Source organism: Gardnerella sp. c10Ua_31 (assembly GCF_055700915.1).
Window position 1 is genome coordinate 95,685 of sequence record NZ_JANUYG010000004.1, and the last position, 19,008, is coordinate 114,692.

Consider the following 19,008-nt stretch of genomic DNA (forward strand, 5'->3'; position numbering starts at 1 on the left):
TTTAAGTAACTTCGTTAAATATTTTGATATTTTGCCAATTTTATGTATTAATTTTGGTTAAGATTACTATTTATTACGTGTTATTACATGTTTATTTTAAGCAATGTACATAGGTTAGCTAAAAATATACTAATTACACGTCCAAATTATTAGGGCTTACTTAAGTGTGCCTTAAACGCTTATGATTTGCCTTTTTAATTAGTGATTAAATGATGGCAGTGTGCAAGCGTAAGTTTGCAGTTACCAGATGGAGGTAACAATGTTTAGACGTAGAAAAGAGTCACAATGATACGATACATCGTTAAACGATGCCTGAATTATGTTGTGATGCTGTTTGTGTCCGTATCCATGACGTATTTCTTGGCAAGTGCATTTATGGATCCGAGATCGAACTATATGTCTAGGCATCCGCATCCGCCAATTCCTTCGATTAACCGTTCTTTGGATTTAGCAAATATTAACGACCAAACTCCAGTTATTACAAGGTATTTGCGTTGGATTACTGGTGTTCTTACTCGTTGGGATTGGGGATTAAGCCCAGAGCAAGCGCCTGTTGGTCCTGCGATTGCTGCGCGAATCGGTGCATCGGTGCAGCTGGTTACATGCGCAACTGTTCTTGGTATTGTTTTAGGCGTTAGCGTTGGTGTTTATACTGCTATTCGCCAATATAAGTGGCAAGACAGGGTTCTTAACTCTATTGCTACGTTCTTGCTTGTTGTTCCAGCCGCCGTGTTTGGATTACTTATTGTTTTAGCTGCAATCAGCATTAATAACGCTGCTGGTTCTCGTTTGTTCTTTGTTACTGGATTACATTCCTACCAGGGTTCTAATCCTATTGCTTTTATTCTTGACTTCTTGCAGCATTTGATTTTGCCAACAATTGTTATGACCGTTCCTGGCATGGTTGGCTACCATCTTACGCAGCGCACCTATTTGCTCGATACTATGAATGCTGATTACGTTCGTACTGCTCGCGCTAAGGGTTTGCCTCTAAATGTGGCTATTCGTCGTCACGCTTTGCGTACTTCTTTGATTCCTACTGCCGTAGACGTTGCCTTCTCTATTGCAGGCGTGTTTACGGGCGCTGTGATTACTGAAACCGTGTTTGCAATTAACGGTTTGGGTAGCTACTTCGTACAAACTATTTCTAATAACGACATTAATGGTTCTGTTGCTATTGCTGCGTTCGGAGCCGTGTGTACTTTGGCCGGAGCCTTGTTGGCAGATATCTTCTCCGCTTGGCTTGATCCTCGTATTCGTTTGAGCTAATTGCGCAATAGTGTAGGTGTATTGATATGAGTAAAAAAGATGTATCTTCAAAGGCTCAAGAGTCTGCTGCCGATAAAAAGGCAACTGCTAATTCTTGGGGTAATTTTAAGCGCACAGGCAAAATAACGCTTTATACGCGCCGCTTCTTTAGGCGTCCATCCGCTGTTGTTGGCTTAGTTTTACTTGTTCTCTTGATTCTTCTTGCTTTGTTTGGCTCTAAGATTAGCAAGTGGGGCTACGACGAGCCTGATTTTACGGCTCTTGCAACTCCTCCTAGCGCCGAGCATTGGCTTGGAACTACGCCTGGCGGATCAGACATGTATGCAATGGTTGTTCGCGGACTTGGTCGCTCGCTTTCTATTGGTATTGTAAGCTCCATTTCGATTACGATTATTGCTGCTTTGGTTGGTACTGCTATCTCTTACTTTGAAGGTTGGTTTGAGCAGGTTGGCATGTGGCTTCTAGACATGCTTTTGATTGTTCCATCCTTCTTGCTTATTGCTTTGATTGTTAGCTCTGCTACTGGCGGCAACGACTGGTTGTGGCTTGCGTTTGGCATGACTTCCTTTGGTTGGATTGGTTACGCTCGTACGCTTAGAACTTTGACTTTGAGCTTGCGCGAACGCGAATATGTGCGTGCTGCTAAGTTTGAAGGCGTTTCTTCGTTCCGCATTATTGTTCGCCACCTTGTTCCAAATCTTGGTTCCGTTTTGATTATTAACACGGTTCTTGGTGTTATCGGCGCAATCAATGGCGAAACAGCATTGAGCTTCTTGGGTCTTGGTATTAAGGCTCCAGATACTTCTTTGGGTACTCTTCTTAACGTTGGTCAAAGTAGCGTTATGACGTCTCCTTGGGTTCTTTTGGTTCCTTCTGCGGTTTTGGTTGTTTTGACTTTCTCCGTTCAGCTTATTGGAGATGGCTTGCGCGATGCGATTGATCCATATTCTAGGTCTGTTGGTAAGGCCGAGTAAGGCTTGTTGGAGGTTTAAACATGACTGATATGGGTAATAACGCAAATAAGGAAGACTTTGCAATGGAAAATCAGAACAACGAACCACTTCTTTCTGTACGCAACTTGCAAATTAGCTTTGCTTCGGAAGCTGGTACAGTCCACGCTGTTCGCAATATGAACTTTGATTTGTATCGCGGCAAAACAATTGGTATTGTTGGCGAATCTGGATCTGGTAAGTCTGTTACTTCTTTGGCTGTTATGGGCTTGCTAGATAAGAATGCTTCTGTTAAGGGTTCTGTTGTTTATAAGGGCGAAGAGCTTTTAACAAAGTCTGATGCAGAGATGAGTAAGATTCGCGGTAAGAACATTGCAATGGTGTTCCAGGATCCTCTTTCTGCTTTAACTCCAGTGTTCTCTATTGGAGATCAGCTTAAGGAAGCTTTGGTTATTCATAATCCAAATATGACCGAAGATCAGATTCGCGATCGCTCTATTGAGCTTCTTAACTTGGTTGGTATTACTAAGCCAGCTGAGCGCTTAAAGGCTTTCCCTCATGAGTTTTCTGGCGGCATGCGTCAGCGCGTTATGATTGCAATGGCAATTGCTAACAACCCAGATATTATTATTGCTGATGAGCCTACTACCGCTTTGGATGTTACGATTCAGGCTCAGGTTTTGGATGTTTTGAAGAAGGCTCAGAAAGAAACTGGCGCCGCAATGATCTTCATTACTCACGATTTGGGCGTTATTGCTGGCGTTGCAGACGAAGTTATTGTTATGTATGCGGGTCATTTGGTTGAGCATAATAGCGTTGAGGAGATTTTTGCTCACCCAACTCAGCCATACACAATCGGTTTGCTTGGCGCTGTTCCGCGCGTTGATCAAAAGCGTACTCGCCGCTTAACTCCAATCTCTAAGCCAACAATGGATATGTTGATTGCAGAAGAAAAGAGTGGCGATACCAGCGATATGATGGGCCTTGAGGCAGAAAGCGAAACTGTTCGCGCGATGCTTCACGCAGAAACCGAAAAAACGATTAAGCCAATGTTTGAAGGCATTCCTCGCGAGGATCGCAAGGTTGTTTTGGATGTTAAGGGCTTAGTTAAAACATTCCCAATTACAGGTGGCGGTTTCTTGCGACGTAAGGTTGGCGAAGTTCGCGCTGTTGATGGCATTGACCTTGAGATTCGCGAAGGCGAAACTGTGGCTCTTGTTGGAGAATCTGGTTCTGGTAAGTCAACTACTTTGATGGAAATCATGAGCTTAAAGAAGCCAGAAGCTGGCTCTATTACAGTTTTTGGCACCGAGCTTAACGATAAGTTGACTAAAGAGCAGCGTCGCGAGCTTCGTTCTAAGATTCAATATGTGTTCCAGGATCCTATGAGCTCTCTTGATCCTCGTATGCTTGTTTATGATATTTTGGCAGAGCCTCTTCATGTTCAAAAGAAGTCGAAGGAAGAGATTCGTCAGCGTATTGCGGAGCTTATGCAGCTTGTTGAGCTAAATCCAGATCAGGTTGATCGCTTCCCAACGCAGTTCTCTGGTGGTCAGCGTCAGCGTATTGCTATTGCTCGCGCTTTGGCTGTAAACCCTAAGCTGCTTCTTCTTGATGAGCCTGTTTCGGCTTTGGATGTTTCTATTCAAGCTGGAATTATTAACTTGCTTGAAGATTTGCAAGACAAGTTGGGTGTTGCTTACTTGTTTGTGGCTCACAACATGGCGGTTGTTCGTCATATTTCTAGCCGAATTGCTGTTATGTACCACGGACGCATTGTTGAATCTGGCGAAACGGATGAGGTATTCGATAATCCTAAGCACCCGTACACTAAGGCTTTGATTAGCGCTGTGCCAATTCCAGACCCTGTTATTGAGAAGAATCGTAAGCGTATTATTCTCAACGAAGAAGATTCGTTTGATGACGTTGCAAGCGTCTGATTCTAATCTTTTGTGAATACGCCTAAACTTTTGTTTAGGGCAAGTTTGATCGCGTGTGTTATGCAAGACACACGCGATTTTTGTTACAGGCGCATAAATTCTAAAAAAAGTAATATATTTTGTTTTTTAATCAAAATAAACTAAAAAATTTTCTGTTTTGCTGTTTTCTGCATTTAATTTTCTTTTTTCTGGATTAAATCTTAAGTAACAAAAGCTTAAATTCAGCATTTGTTAAAAAAGTCGTAACACAAAATGTCAAAAGATTAGATATACTCTACACACATACCAGAAAGTGGACATCATTTCTGGGGAATGAGAGGAATCATGAAAAAAACTAATGCAGGTAAATTAACTGTATTCGCCGCAGCTGCACTTTCTGTTGCAATGCTGCTCGGCGCTTGTGGTGGTACAACCGCCACTACGGCAGATAAAGCTAAGGGCGGAATGACCGAAGAGCCAGCCGCAGGTGTGGATACTTCCTACACTGGCGCTCTTCCAATGCCTAAGGTTGACAAGCGTTACGACAATCCACAGCCTCGTGACAATGTTAAGGATGGCGGTACTTACACGTTCTCGCTTTCCGACATGGGTCCAAACTGGAACTACGCTTCTAACGACGGTAACACCGCTTATATGGCCACTTTGTGGGGCTTCTACCAGCCATCGCTTCCTTATTACGATACCGTTAAGGGCGAGAAGGTTAAGTACAACCCTGATTACATTACTTCTGTTAAGAAGGTTAGCGACAAGCCACTCGTAGTTCAGTACGATTTGAATCCAAAGGCTAAGTGGAACGACGGCACAGACATTGATTACACTGCTTTTAAGGCCACTTGGGAAGTTATGAATGGCAAGAACGAAGCCTACTCCGTTCCATCTCACGAGGGCTACGACTGCATTGAGTCCGTTGAGCAGGGCGCAAATCCTAAGCAAGTAATCGTTAAGTACAATAAGCCATGCGCAACTTGGGAATTGCTTTTCGCTCCATTGGTTCATCCAAAGGCAACCGATCCAACCGTGTTCAACCAGGGTTGGGTAGGTAATCCTCACAACGAGTGGGGCGCAGGTCCATTCGAGATTCAGTCCGCAACCGAAGATAAGGTTGTTTTCGTGCGCAATCCAAAGTGGTGGGGCAAGAAGGCAAAGCTTGACAAGGTTGTTGTAAAGCGTATGGAAGATACCGCTGCAATGAACGCCTTCCAGAACGGCGAAATCGATTCCGTGGATTCCATCTCCACCAAGGATAAGGTTAAGGCTGCTCGTAGCGTTAAGGGCGCTCAGCTCCGTTACGGCTACAGCACCAAGATTCGTGTTATTAACTTAAACGCAAAGGCTGGCGCATTCAAAGACAAGGCCGTGCGTAAGGCCGTTGTCCAGGCATTCGACGTTGCCACCTACAACAAGATTCAGTTCCAGGGTATGAACTGGAAGAGCGAGCAGCCAGGTTCGGAGCTTCTCTCCATGTTCCAGGCTGGCTACAAGAACAACCTCCCAGCTGATGGTAAGTTCAACGTAGAAAACGCTAAGAAGACTCTTGAGGCCGCTGGCTACAAGATGGGCAAAGACGGCTACTATGCTAAGAATGGCAAGACCGTTCAGTTCACATTTACCTTCTTCGGCGATGACTCCACTCAGGCAGCTCTTGCTAACGCATTCCAGGCCATGATGAAGAAGGCTGGAATGAAGTGCAAGACTGTAAACAAGCCTGCTTCTAAGTTCTCTAAGACTGTAAGCTCCTTCGACTTCCAGGTGCTTCCAATGGCTTGGGTTTCCCAATCCCCATTGAGCTTCTTGGCATCCGCTTCCCAGGTCTACGGTTCTAAGAGCGATTCCAACTTTACTGGTACTGGCAGCAAGAAGATTGATGCCCTGCTCGCCAAGGTTGGCAAGACCTACGATTACAAGGAACAGACTGCATTGAGCAACAAGGCTGAGTCCATGGCTCTTGCTGAGTATGGCACGCTCCCAGTTTCTGCTCCTCCAACCTACCAGGCATACAAGAAGGGCTTTGCTAACGGCGGTCCTGCTGGATATGCTAACGTTTTTGTTGAAAACATCGGTTGGCAGAAGTGAGTAAATTTGTAGCGATGATTCGCGCAAGTTTACTAAGCTGATTGCTTAACTTATAGCATGTGGCGTGTGGTCTTTGGCTGCACGCCACATGCTTTTGCTGTAATCGCGTGCGTGTGCTTGCGCAGAAAATAGTCGCGTAAAAAATAGTCGCGTAAAAAATAGTCGCGCAAAAATAAACTCAGAAAAATAGTATAAACTTAATAAAACTTAATAAAAAATAAATCGCGAAGTCAAAAATAAGGGAGAATCTAGCGCATGTATGTAAATCCAAATAAACGCAAAGACGCAAGCAATGTGCGCTGGGTTTTGCAATATTGTAAGCCAGATATGTGGAGAGTAGGCGTATCGCTAGTTCTTTTTACTATAAACGACACAATGGCAATGACAATGCCTCTGCTTTCGGGCTTTATTGTAGACAAAGTCATTATTGGAAAACAGCATGATTTGCTTGCTTTTGTATGCGTGCTAATGGTTGCAATGATGATTGTTCGCGTTGGATCAAGGTATATCTACCAGCTTCAAATGGAAAGATTCGGCCAAAACGCCGTGTATCGCCTTGTAAGCGACGAGTACGAGAAGCTGCATTCACTTGACTTTACGTACTTTAATCACACGCGCACAGGCGACATTATGAGCCGCATGACTTCGGATACGGACGCGATTCGCCACATTTTAAGCTGGGTGTCTTATATGGCGCTGGATTGCTTAGTAATGTTTGTGTTTGCGCTAATTATAATGTTTTCAATCCAATGGCAGCTAGCTCTAGCACTTATGGCAATTACACCATTTTTATTCTGGCTTGCAAAGCTTATGGGCAAGAATGCTAGGCCGAAGTTCCTTGCGATTCGCGAATCGTTTGCACGCATGAATTCAATGGTGGAAGAAAACATTGAAGGTAATCGCGTTGTAAAAGCTTTTGTTCGCGAGCCTTTTGAAACAAAGAAATTCGACGATTGCAACGAAGACTACTTTAATCGCAATATTACGCTTGCAAAAAACACGCAAAAATACATGCCATGGCTGGACGGTATGGGCTTTGCGCTGGAGCTTGTAACAGTAGGATTTGGCGGATGGCTTGTGCTTAATGGAAGCATGACTTTAGGCGCGTTTGTAACGTTTAACAGCTTCCTTTGGATGCTCCACATGCCAGTAAGAATGGTTGGGTGGCTTATTAATGATTGGCAGCGATTCAACGCAGGATGCGTAAATATTCGTAAGCTTCTTACGCAAGAATCGCATATTGATTTGCCATCTACATCTGCGGAAAATCTTAAAGTTAAGGGGCGCGTAACTTTTGAACACGTTGATTTTGCGTTCCCAGATGATCTTGATTCACCAATTTTAAGCGATATTGATTTAGATGTTCCAGCAGGCACAAAGCTTGGAATCTTAGGAGAAACGGGGTCTGGAAAGTCAACGCTTGTAAGTCTTATAGCGCGTTTTTATGACACTACGAGCGGTCGCGTTTTGATTGATGGAAAAGACGTGCGCGAATGGCCTCTAGAAACTGTTAGAAATCAAGTTAGCATAGTCGCGCAAGAAACATTCCTGTTTTCCGATACGATTGCAGGAAATATTAGCTTTGGATTGCCTCAAAACGAGGAAAATTGCAAAGAGTTAGATAACACTATTAGGCGCATGGCAAGAATCGCAGATGCAGACGATTTTATTATGAGTATGCCAGAAGGCTACGAAACTGTTGTAGGAGAACGAGGAGTTGGCCTTTCGGGCGGTCAAAAGCAGCGCTTAAGTCTTGCTCGCGCGCTAGCTAATAATCCCGCAGTCTTAATTATGGACGATACAACTTCTGCAGTAGACATGGAAACTGAGGAGCATATTCAAAAAGAGCTAAAAAAGTTAGACTGCTTGCGAACAGTAATCACAATTGCTCACAGAATCTCATCTGTTAAAGACGCAGACATGATTGTTGTGCTAGATCACGGCAAAATCGTAGAGCGCGGAACACATGAGCAGCTTGTTGCGTCGCATGGAAGATATTGGGAAATCTATAAAAAGCAGCTTGGTATGCAAACAGGCAAAGCTTTGGGATTTGAAGATTCACACGAGGCTAAGGGGGAGTAGAATGGCGCAGCGCAACACTTATAGAGAAGACGAAGGCCAAGAAGAGCACGTAAATTTGCACGAGTTGATGCGCGTTCGCAAATATATAAAGCCGTACGTATGGCAGCTAGTCAAAATAGTTTTAGTTGTTATTAGCGGAAGTTGCATTATGACAGTAACTCCAATGATTACAAAAACACTTATAGACGTAGTTTTGCCTAATAAAAACGTTTCTTATTTGTACGCGCTTATTGCATTGTTTGGCGTGCTTATTGTGCTGTATGAGCTTGGGTTAGCCTACAGAACGCTTGCAATTACGCGACTCGGTCAAATGATAATTAAAGATATGCGGCGAGATATTTTTACGCACGTGCAATCGTTATCGTTTGATTACTTCGATTCGCGCCCACACGGCAAGATTTTGATTCGCATAGTAAACTACATAAACACGCTTTCCGACACGCTTTCTTCTGGTTTAATCAACGTGTTTTCCGATGTTTTTGTGCTAATCATTACACTAATCGCAATGTTTGCTCTGGATTGGCGAATGGCATTGTGGAGTCTTGTATTATTCCCAGTTTTTATAATCTGGACTCGCACTTTGCAAATTTTGCAACGAAAAGCGTCTAAAAAACTATCAAATAAGCAAAGCAATCTTAACGCATATTTGCACGAATCAATCGCAGGCGTAAAAACCACTCAGACTTTTGCGCGCGAATCGGAGCAATACGCTACATTCCAAGATCAGCAGTCGGGAGTTAGAAAAGCGTGGATGCAAAATGTTAGAGTGCAAATGCTGCTTTGGCCTGGAGCTTCGATTATTGAAAGCGCAGCAATTTCGCTGCTCTACTATGTTGGCATAACAAACGCGAGCAGTATGAACATAAGCACGGGTACGCTTATAGCATTTGTGTGGTATTCGAGCACTTTCTGGGAGCCAGTTGTAAACATTGGTAACTTCTACACGCAACTTGTAACATGCTCAGTGTATTTGGAGCGCATTTTTGAGACTTTAAGTATTAAGCCAAATATTGTAGATAAGCCAGATGCAAAAGAATTGCCGAAAATTAAAGGCAAGGTTGACGTAAACGATGTTGTTTTTCGCTACGAAGAGGGCGGAAAGCCGATTTTGAATTTAGTTGACTTGCACGTTGAGCCTGGAACTACGGTTGCTCTTGTTGGCCCTACTGGGGCGGGCAAAACAACGCTTGTAAGTCTTCTTTCTAGATTCTACGACGTTTCCGAAGGCTCAATCACCATTGACGGATACGATGTGCGTTCAATAACGTTAGCATCTTTGCGCAAACAAATGGGCGTTATGCTTCAAGACAGCTTTATATTTAGCGGAACTGTTAAAGAAAACATTCGATACGGCAAGCTTGACGCAACGGACGAAGAGATTGAGGCTGCGGCTCGAGTTGTTCACGCTCACGAGTTTATTGAAGAATTGCCTAATGGCTACGATACTAAGATTGAAGAGCGAGGAGCTACTCTTTCTGCAGGCCAAAGGCAGCTTATATCGTTTGCGCGCGTGCTTTTAGCAGACCCGCGAATTTTGATCCTAGACGAAGCAACAAGCAATATAGATACGCGTACAGAAGAAGCTTTGCAAGCAGGATTAGCTCAATTGCTTAAAAATCGCACTTCTTTTGTGATTGCACACAGGCTTTCTACAATCGAGAATGCGGATTTGATTTGCGTGATTGACCATGGGCAAATCGTAGAGCGCGGAAGTCATGAGCAACTTATGGCGCAAAAAGGTGCGTATTACAGACTTGTGGAATCGCAGTATGCTGCGATTAGTGCTGCGATTCAATAAGCGCAAAAGTTGCGTTGTAAGTCGCGTTAAATATGCGACTACACTTGTAAATCATGAGTAAGCATCATCGCGAACATAATTGGGCGCCTTCTTTAACAGAGCAGTCTGAAATATGGCAGAATCTAATTAAAGAAGGCATAACAATCGCAGACGACCACACGCATATGCTAAGCGTAGTGGATTTTGCAAAAAATCTTAATCAAGAATTAGAGCAAAAAGGGCGAGATTTAATAGCTGAGCCTAGCGCAAACGACTTAGTAAATAGTGCAAAAGCATCAGGCGTTTCTAAAATGATTGAAGTTGGATGCGAATACCCAGATTGGCAACCAACAATAGATTTTGCGGCAGATTACGCGGATTGCGTACGCGCTGCAATAGCGATTCACCCAAACGAAGCGCCTTTACACGGCCATAGGGGAGCAGAAGGGCCAGACGGCTTGCCAGTAGTTTATAAGCCGTATCACGATATTCCATTTGACGAAGCGATGCAACACTTGCGCTCGCTAGTAATAGAGCATCCAAAAGAAGTAGTTGCGATTGGCGAGACGGGATTAGACTATTTCCGCACAGGTGAACGCGCAAGAATTTACCAACGCGACTCGTTCCGCGCGCATATAGCGCTTGCAAAAGAGCTTAATTTGCCGCTTCAAATTCACGATAGAGATGCGCATAGCGATGTTGTAGAAATTTTGCTAAAAGACGGAGCGCCAGAGCGCACAGTGTTTCACAGCTATTCTGGCGGAAAAGACTTAGCTCAAGTGCTAAAAGAAAACGGATGGTACGCAAGTTTTTCTGGAACGATTAGTTATAAGGGCAACGAGGATTTGCAAGAGTCTGCGCGAATCATTGGCAAAGACCACATAACTGTTGAAACGGATGCGCCGTACCTTACGCCGATGCCTTACCGCGGGCGGCCTAACGCGCCGTATATGGTGCCTTACACTCTTGAATCGTTAGCAACCGCGCTTGATTGTTCTTTGATGGAGGTAGCAAAGTCAACCTTAAAAACAACGCATGAAGTTTATGGTTTTTAAAATTTAGGCGTTAATCACGCTTAAATTAGCCCTTATTTTTCAAGGATTCTGCGGCAATTTTGCGCTATATATCTGTTGTTGTATACAATATTTAGGTACAAATAAATAAAACTGTAAGTGGTAAGACCGTATGCGACTTCTTATTATGGCAGATTATTGCCAAGAAGAGGTTTTACTTTTTGGAGGAAAAATCAAGCATGACTAAGTCACGCGTTTCAGCGTTATCTGGTGATAACGCTAAAGATCTTCGTAACGTGGCGAAGGAGTCTGAGAAGGCCGCTAATAAGGGCGTAACAAACCCTAAAGAGGCGATTCTAAAGGCCGCTTCTTTTACAAAAGCGCCAAAGGTTTCTCAGAAAACCACCACTCGCGAAGAGCGAGAGGCGTTGGCGTATCAGCAAGCAAAAGAGGTTAAAGAGGCCGAAAAGCTTGCGGATAGTGCTGTTAGAGGCCCGCTTGGAAGATTGTGGGCAAAGATACAAACCAGCTCCGATAAATTCACTTTGGGCATGTCAATTGTGGCATTGGGCGTTGTTTATGGAGATATTGGAACGTCTCCTTTGTACACTGCTCAAACATTCTTGGCAGGTCAAGGCGGATTGCAAAACATTAGTCGCGAAGCGGTTTATGGCATGCTTTCCCTTGTGTTTTGGTCGATTACGCTAATCACAACAGTAAAATACGTGTTTGTTGCAATGCGAACAGACAACAAGGGCGAAGGCGGAATTTTTGCACTCTACTCGCTTATTAGGCGAAAAGGCGCATGGCTTGCGATTCCAGCAATGATTGGTGGTGCGGCGTTCCTTGCGGATTCTGTTCTAACTCCAGCAGTTTCAATATCTTCTGCAGTAGAAGGCTTGCGCACAATATCTGCGTTTAGGCCTATCTTCTTAGAAAACGACAATCTTTCTTTAATGATCACGGTAATTATTATTGTGATTCTGTTTTCTGTTCAACAGCGCGGAACTGAAAGAATTGGAAAAGTTTTCGGCATAGTCGTTATGATTTGGTTCGGATTCCTAGCGCTTGTTGGAATCATGAATATTGGCGAAAATCTGGCGATTTTTGAGGCTTTGAACCCGATTTACGGCCTAAAGTTCTTGTTTAGTTCGCACAATATGCAAGGAATGGCCTTAATGGGCATTATCTTCCTTTCTACAACTGGTGCAGAAGCGCTGTATTCCGATATGGGTCACGTTGGTCGTGGAAACGTTTATGTTACGTGGCCGTTTATTAAAGTGGCGCTTATTCTAAACTACTTCGGTCAAGGCAGCTGGATGCTTCAGCATCAAAACAATAAAGCATTGTGGTCTATAGAAGGCTTAAACCCGTTCTTCCAGATGCTAAGCCCGAATTTACGTTACGTTGCCGTTGTGCTTTCTGTAACAGCTGGCATTATTGCATCCCAGGCTTTGATTACTGGTGCTTATACTATGGTTTCGGAAGCTACCAGCCTTAACTGGATGCCTCATCTTCAAGTGCGATACCCTGCGCGAACTCGAGGTCAGCTTTATATTCCTGTTGTTAATTTTGTGCTCTGTCTTGCAACTCTTACAGTTTTAGCTGTGTTTAAGGATTCTGAGCATATATCTGGAGCGTACGGTCTTGCGCTTACGCTTACCATGATTGCAACAACAATACTTCTTACGGTTCACATGTGGTATCAAAAGAAGAAGGTTGGCGCTCTGGTATTTGCCACAGTATTCCTGATTATTGAGATTTTGTTCTTTATAGCTTCTATGGCAAAGTTTATGCACGGCGGCTGGTTTACCATGCTTCTTGGTGCATCGATTTTGATTATTATGCTCACCTGGAAAGATGGCACTAAGATTGAGCGCTCGCAGCGATTGCACATGAAGCCTAAGGACTTTTTGCCTGTTCTAGATAAGTTGCACAGTGATTTTAGAATCCCTTATTTTGCAGACAATATTGTGTATTTGACTTCCGATAAGGAGATGAAGCGTCTAGATACTGGTATTTTCTTCTCGATTTTTGCGGATCATCCTAAGCGCGCTCGTGCGTGGTGGGCTGTTTCTGTAGAAACTGATGACGCTCCGTTTACTCGCGAATATTGCGTGGAGAATTTTGGCACGGATTATTTGTTCCGCGTTAAAATCAAGCTTGGATTTAAGGTTTCTCCTTCGATTCCTGCATATTTGCATCAAATTATGCACGATTTATCGCATACGGGCGAGCTGCCACAACAGCAGTCTGTGTACCCTAAGGTAGATGCGGATCCAGATATTGGCCCAATTCGTTACGTGCTTTTGCACAAGGCATTAATGCCTGAATCGAATATTTCTTTGCGTGGCGCATTGTCTCTAAAAATGAAGTATGCGATTCGTCATATTGCGGGAACGCCAGTTAAGTGGTTTGGCTTAGCTCCGTATAATCCTGTTGTAGAAGTTCAGCCGTTGTTTGTTTCTACTCGTAGACCTCCTCGATTAAAGCGAGAAGAGGTTGCTTCATCTAGAGCTGTTCAGTCTTTGCAAGGCAATGATGTTGCAGCGCAAGCTTCGGTTGATGCCGAGCAAACTGCGATTATGAACGCTAGAGATATTGCTGCAGCGAATGTTTCTGGAGAAGTCAAGTCTGAAAATAAGTCTGTAAGCAAGTCTGAAAATAAGTCTGAAAATAAGGAGACTAAAATATCTAACACTGGCAAAATCGCTAGAATAGATACTGGTCAGATTAAAGCAGTTAAAAAATAACTAAAATACGTATTATTGCTTTATTGCTTTACTGCTAATCGGCCGTTTGCGTTGGCTTGCGCATGTGCTTATGTTTACTTGTGCGCTTGCTTTCAATAACGGCCGTTTTGTGATTTAGGGTTTAAGGAGCGCGATTATTATGCTTGCAGATTTGCCTGATTTTAATAGGATTGAAAAGTTACATCGCACTACTGCGCCAAGTGAAGCTGCGTACAATTTGATTCATTGTCATTGTGTTGTTATTGCTACGATTTCTTGGATGCTTGCTAGACACCAAAATCAGCTGTTGGCTTTTAAGCAGCTTAATTTGAATAATGATTTTGCGGATTTTGCGGATAAGTCGCAAGCAGATGTTGAGCAAATTATGCTTCGTCAAATGTCTAAAATCAATGAAGATCTAAAAAACAGGTGTGATTTAGCAAAGTCGTGTCTTAAAAAGTTAATTGACACAAATCCACTTGATCTTCCTAAAGTTAGTGGCGGAATCGCGCCGAAAGATTATGTAGACGAATATGCGGCGTTTGCTGGCGGATTGTTGCACGATATTGGAACGTATTTTGTTTTAGCTAAAGACGGTTCAAAAGCTGCGGATGGCAAGTTGGAGTTTGACGGACCGAATTATATTTTGCACGGCTTGCGCGGCTACAACTATTTGATTGATAATGGTTTTAGTGAAGATATTGCGCAATTTGCGCGTAACCATACGGGCGTTGGGCTAACTCGCGAGCAAGTTGTTGCGCAAAATTTGCCGCTTCCATCTGGCGATTATGTTCCGCGTACGGTTGAGCAAGAAATTGTGATGGTTGCAGATAAATACAACAGTAAGTCGATTCCGCCGCGATTTTTAACTGTAGATACGTATAGGCGTAAGGCTGCGCGCTTTGGCGAAGAGAACGCAAAGCGATGGATGTGCTTGGTTAATAAGTATGGCAGAGTGAGCGTTTGCAAGCTTGCAGATTTCTTTGGTCTTAAGGTTGATTAGGCAAAGTTGATTAGGTAAGATTGATTAAGCTTTGCTTTTATGGCTATAAAGCCGCTAATCCAAGTGCAGTGTTTACTTCGGCTACAATATCGTGCATAGCAGCGCTTGCTGCAGCTGCGTCACCTTCCATAATTGCCTGTGTTACCTTTTTATGGTTTAATATCGCTTCTTTGTTTGGTTTTTGTGGATAAAGATTAAGTTCAACTCTGCCTCGTAATACGCTTTCGACTATTGAACTAAGTTTTGCAAAAATCGGGTTACCGCTATTTGCAAGCAAAAGAGTATGGAACTGGATATCTAATTCATGAAAATCTGCCAGTCTATTTTCTTCTACCGCTTTTACCATATCGTGACCAATTACGCCCAATTTATAGCGTATTTCTACATCTCCGCGTAATGCACATCCAGCTGCTGCGGCAGGTTCTACAACAAGACGAAGTTCTGTTAATGCTCGTAGTTCATTTTCTCTGTATGGTGAATGTAGTTTCCATGTGATTACTCGTGTATTTAAATCGTCCCAATTTTCTGGATTGCAAGCTATTACGCCTGTTCCGCGTTGAAATTGTACGCAACCCAAAGATGCTAATAGTCTTGTTGCTTCTCGAGCTACTGTTCTAGATATTCCATATTGTTTTTGAATATCTTCTAGTTTTCGATTAGTTTTTGGCTCCCATTTGTTATTTACTATTTCATCTGCGAGAGAATCTGATATAGATAGATGTAAAGGAGCGTTTTCGGTCACTAAGTCACTAGAAATTTGACTTTGTGTGGTATTAGACACCATATTTGCCTCGCAGTTTTATGTATATTTATGGTTTCATCCTAGCAAATAGAAAATGAAAATATAGTTATGCTCAAAAAATAACACATTAAAGACTCTTAATTCTTTGACAAAGAGTCTTTGTGTGGTATTCTTATAGTGTTGTCAATAACAAAGGAGCTATTATGGCGATTCACATTGTAGTGATGGGCGTTGCTGGTTGCGGCAAGTCTACTGTTTCTGAGGCAATTCGTGATCAACTTGGTTACACTCTGGCAGAAGGTGATGATTTTCATCCAAAAGCTAATATAGATAAAATGTCCGCAGGAATTGCGCTAACAGATGAAGATCGTTGGCCTTGGTTGGATCTTATTAACAAATGGATGGTTGCGCGTGAAAGTCTTGGAGAAAACACAGTTGTTTCAAGCTCTGCATTAAAACGGTCATATCGCGAAGTTCTTTCTAAAAATCTAAACGTGTACTTCTTGCATTTAAACGGAAGCCATGAGTTAATAGCGCAGAGGCTAAAAGATCGTAAAGGACACTTTATGCCACCATCTTTATTGCCAAGTCAGTTCGCAATTTTGGAGCCTCTAGGTAAAGAAGAAAACGGAACCGTTATATCGATTGAAGGTTCTGTTGAAGATATGGTTCATAGAGCTATCAAAGCAGTGAAAACATATGAACAATCGCAGCTGCAAAAACAATTGTAAATGTAAAAATAGTCGCAATTGTAAAGCATAACAATTGTAAAGCAGCACAAAAATATACATTCAAAAATTACTAACGCAAATAACAAAGTTGTTAGCGCATTGATCGTAAACAAAAGATCACAAGGAATTATAAACAAAGCCTCACAATAATTAAAACAATTCACAAAATCATGGAGGATTTATGAGTGGGTTAATTCTTGCGGCAATATTAGGTATAGCGCTTATTGTCGTACTTATTGCAGTGGTAAAAGTACATCCTTTCCTATCGTTAATGATTGGTTCGATTGCAACTGCAATCATTGCAGGAGTTCCATATGATAAAAGTCTTACAAGCTTTACTAATGGAGTTGGTTCCACAGCATCAGGAGTTGGATTACTCATTGCTTTAGGCGGAATTATTGGAATTCTTCTTACACGTTCAGGTGGAGCAGACGTGATTTGTGACACCATACTGAAGAAAGCTCCAGAACATAAGCTTCCATGGGCCATGGCTCTGAGCGCATTTATTGTTGGAATTCCACTGTTCTTTGAAGTTGGTGTAGTGATACTTATACCAATTATTCTTCTTGTTGCGCGTCGTACAAAAATGCCAGTAATTGCTCTCGGCATACCAGCGCTCGCAGGCTTATCGGCTTTGCATGCTTTTGTACCGCCACATCCTGGACCACTTGTTGCTATTGATGCTTTGCATGCAAACATTGGATTGACTTTGGCTTTTGGTTTGATTATCGCCATACCAACTGTAGCAATCGCAGGACCTCTAATGGTTCATTGGATGGTAAAAATGGTTCCTATTCAAGCTAAGCAAGAAGAAGACAATAAGAAGGAAGATAAGCCACAAAATCGTCCTACATTCGCGGAAGCGTCTAGCGTAATTTTACTTCCAGTAATTCTTATGCTTGCAGCCAGTGTTGTTGATATTACGGGGCAATCAAAATCTACATTTGGTAGTGTAATCGCATGGATTGGAACACCACTTGAAGCTCTTACAATCACTACTATTTTTGCGATGATATTATTTGCTATTCGCGCAAAATGGAGTAGAGATACATTGAATTCTCTGGTAGGTCTTTCGTTCTCCTCAATTGCAAGTATCTTGTTGATAGTTGCTGCTGGGGGTGGATTCAAGCAAACCCTTGTAGATTCTGGAATTGGTAAAGTTATTGCTACTGGCATTGTTCAGGCAAATCTTAATCCTCTTCTGGCTGGATGGATTGTTGCTGTACTAATTAGATTAGCGACTGGATCTGCAACCGTTGCAACCGTAACAGCATCTGGAATTGTTGCACCTTTGGCTGCAAATCTAAATCAAGTACAATTAGCGTTACTCGTACTAGCTATTGGTGCTGGATCAATCTTCTTATCTCATGTAAATGATGCTGGATTCTGGTTGGTTAAAGAATATTTCGGTATGAGCGTAGGGCAAACGTTTAAAACATGGTCATTGATGGAAACAGTATTGTCTGTTGTTGGACTTGCAATTATTATGCTAGTTTCTGCTGTTGTTCCTGTGTTCATATGAAATTAAAAAGATTGTCTGAATAAGTTTTGTGACAGTTTTGCAAAAGTTATTAAAAGTTATTAAAAGTTATTAAAAAATTTGAAAGAAGGAATTTATTATGCAATTAGGTGTTATCGGTTTAGGGCGCATGGGCGGAAACATGGTTAAGCGCTTGCGCGAAGGAGGTCATGAAGTTGTTGGATACGACGTTAGTGCCGAATCAAATCGAGATGTTGACTCTTTAGAAAAATTGGTACAAAGACTTTCTAGTCCGCGTATTGTATGGGTTATGGTTCCAGCTGGTTCTCCTACAGACACAACTATCGAAAAATTAAGCAATCTTCTTGAAGATAATGACCTAGTAATTGATGGAGGCAATACTAGGTATGTTGATGATCAGCGTCATTCTTCTGAATTAAAAACAAAAGGAATCCATTTTATGGATGTTGGAGTTTCAGGCGGAGTTTGGGGATCTACTCGTGGTTACGCATTGATGGCTGGCGGCTCCGATGAAGATTATCAGAGAATGTTACCAATTTTCGAGACTTTGAAGCCTGAAGGTCCTGACGGACTAGTTCATGCTGGTGCTGTTGGTGGTGGTCATTTTGCCAAGATGGTTCACAATGGAATCGAATACGGCATGATGCAGGCTTTTGGTGAAGGCTTTGCAACAATGATGCGTTCAGAATTAATAGATGATCCAGCTAAGGTTATGTCTTCATGGCGTCAAGGTTCTGTTGTTCAGTCTTGGCTGCTTGACTTATTCGCACGCGCTGCAAAAGACGATCCTACATTAGAATCTATGCCTCCTGTTGCTAATGAGTCTGGTGAAGCAAAGTGGATGGTTGAAGCTGCACTTGAACTTGGTGTTCCAACCCCAGTTACCGCATGCTCATTGTGGGCTCGTCAAGTATCTCGCGGAGGTGGAGATGACACTTTGCGAGTAGTTTCATCGTTGCGTGCGCAGTTTGGTGGCCATGTGACTAAAAAATAGTCAAAGTAAGTAGAAAATATCTAAGGTAAAAATAGGTAAAATAGGTAAAAAATAGATAAAGATTGTATAGATGGGCAGTTATGTGTTAATTGCCCATCTATTTTTGTTTGCGACACTCCCGTGTTTTGGTTTTTGGGGGTGTTTTTCTTGTTTTTTTGGGTTGTTTTTGTTTTGTTTTTGTTGGTGTGTGGTTGCGTGGCG

13 protein-coding genes are annotated in these 19,008 nt (G+C 42.6%); 12 read left to right on the plus strand and 1 reads right to left on the minus strand.

Annotated features, from left to right (window positions below; genetic code table 11):
• Positions 1–285 precede the first annotated feature (285 nt).
• The 9 genes from NYP55_RS06590 (at position 286) to NYP55_RS06630 (ending at position 14,839) form a co-directional block, all read left to right on the plus strand.
• On the plus strand, positions 286–1,269 hold the full coding sequence (locus NYP55_RS06590; protein WP_032815600.1) for an ABC transporter permease: 984 nt from the start codon (positions 286–288) through the stop codon (positions 1,267–1,269).
• Between the two features lie 26 nt (positions 1,270–1,295).
• Positions 1,296–2,243: an ABC transporter permease gene (locus NYP55_RS06595; RefSeq protein WP_004132192.1), complete on the plus strand. Its 948-nt coding sequence runs from the start codon at positions 1,296–1,298 to the stop codon at positions 2,241–2,243.
• Between the two features lie 20 nt (positions 2,244–2,263).
• Positions 2,264–4,159, plus strand: coding sequence for an ABC transporter ATP-binding protein (locus NYP55_RS06600; protein ID WP_016795340.1), 1,896 nt, complete (start codon positions 2,264–2,266; stop codon positions 4,157–4,159).
• Between the two features lie 324 nt (positions 4,160–4,483).
• Positions 4,484–6,232, plus strand: a complete 1,749-nt coding sequence (locus tag NYP55_RS06605; RefSeq protein ID WP_248901522.1) for an ABC transporter family substrate-binding protein — start codon at positions 4,484–4,486, stop codon at positions 6,230–6,232.
• A gap of 255 nt (positions 6,233–6,487) precedes the next feature.
• Positions 6,488–8,314 (plus strand): ABC transporter ATP-binding protein, encoded by a 1,827-nt coding sequence (locus tag NYP55_RS06610; protein ID WP_101889801.1) that lies wholly within the window; start codon positions 6,488–6,490, stop codon positions 8,312–8,314.
• Between the two features lies 1 nt (position 8,315).
• Positions 8,316–10,112, plus strand: coding sequence for an ABC transporter ATP-binding protein (locus tag NYP55_RS06615; RefSeq protein ID WP_472781764.1), 1,797 nt, complete (start codon positions 8,316–8,318; stop codon positions 10,110–10,112).
• A 53-nt stretch (positions 10,113–10,165) separates the two neighbouring features.
• On the plus strand, positions 10,166–11,146 hold the full coding sequence (locus NYP55_RS06620) for a TatD family hydrolase (RefSeq protein ID WP_464411329.1): 981 nt from the start codon (positions 10,166–10,168) through the stop codon (positions 11,144–11,146).
• 197 nt (positions 11,147–11,343) lie between these two features.
• The gene (locus tag NYP55_RS06625; RefSeq protein WP_472781765.1) at positions 11,344–13,857 is read left to right on the plus strand and encodes a KUP/HAK/KT family potassium transporter; all 2,514 of its coding nucleotides are present in this window, start codon (positions 11,344–11,346) and stop codon (positions 13,855–13,857) included.
• Positions 13,858–13,996: 139 nt separating this feature from the next.
• Positions 13,997–14,839, plus strand: a complete 843-nt coding sequence (locus NYP55_RS06630) for an HD domain-containing protein (protein WP_004132205.1) — start codon at positions 13,997–13,999, stop codon at positions 14,837–14,839.
• Positions 14,840–14,882: 43 nt separating this feature from the next.
• Here the strand turns inward: NYP55_RS06630 and NYP55_RS06635 are convergent, their stop codons facing one another.
• The gene (locus NYP55_RS06635; RefSeq protein ID WP_004132206.1) at positions 14,883–15,623 is read right to left on the minus strand and encodes a FadR/GntR family transcriptional regulator; all 741 of its coding nucleotides are present in this window, start codon (positions 15,621–15,623) and stop codon (positions 14,883–14,885) included.
• Positions 15,624–15,784: 161 nt separating this feature from the next.
• On the opposite strand from NYP55_RS06635, the gene NYP55_RS06640 reads away from it, so the two are divergent.
• From NYP55_RS06640 to gnd, 3 genes are all read left to right on the plus strand, one after another.
• Positions 15,785–16,312 carry a gluconokinase gene (locus tag NYP55_RS06640; protein WP_004132207.1) on the plus strand — a complete coding sequence of 176 codons (528 nt, stop codon included), beginning with the start codon at positions 15,785–15,787 and terminating at the stop codon, positions 16,310–16,312.
• Between the two features lie 181 nt (positions 16,313–16,493).
• Positions 16,494–17,834, plus strand: a complete 1,341-nt coding sequence (locus NYP55_RS06645) for a GntP family permease (RefSeq protein ID WP_004132249.1) — start codon at positions 16,494–16,496, stop codon at positions 17,832–17,834.
• A gap of 97 nt (positions 17,835–17,931) precedes the next feature.
• Positions 17,932–18,807 (plus strand): phosphogluconate dehydrogenase (NAD(+)-dependent, decarboxylating), encoded by an 876-nt coding sequence (gnd, locus tag NYP55_RS06650; protein ID WP_004132247.1) that lies wholly within the window; start codon positions 17,932–17,934, stop codon positions 18,805–18,807.
• Positions 18,808–19,008: the final 201 nt, after the last annotated feature.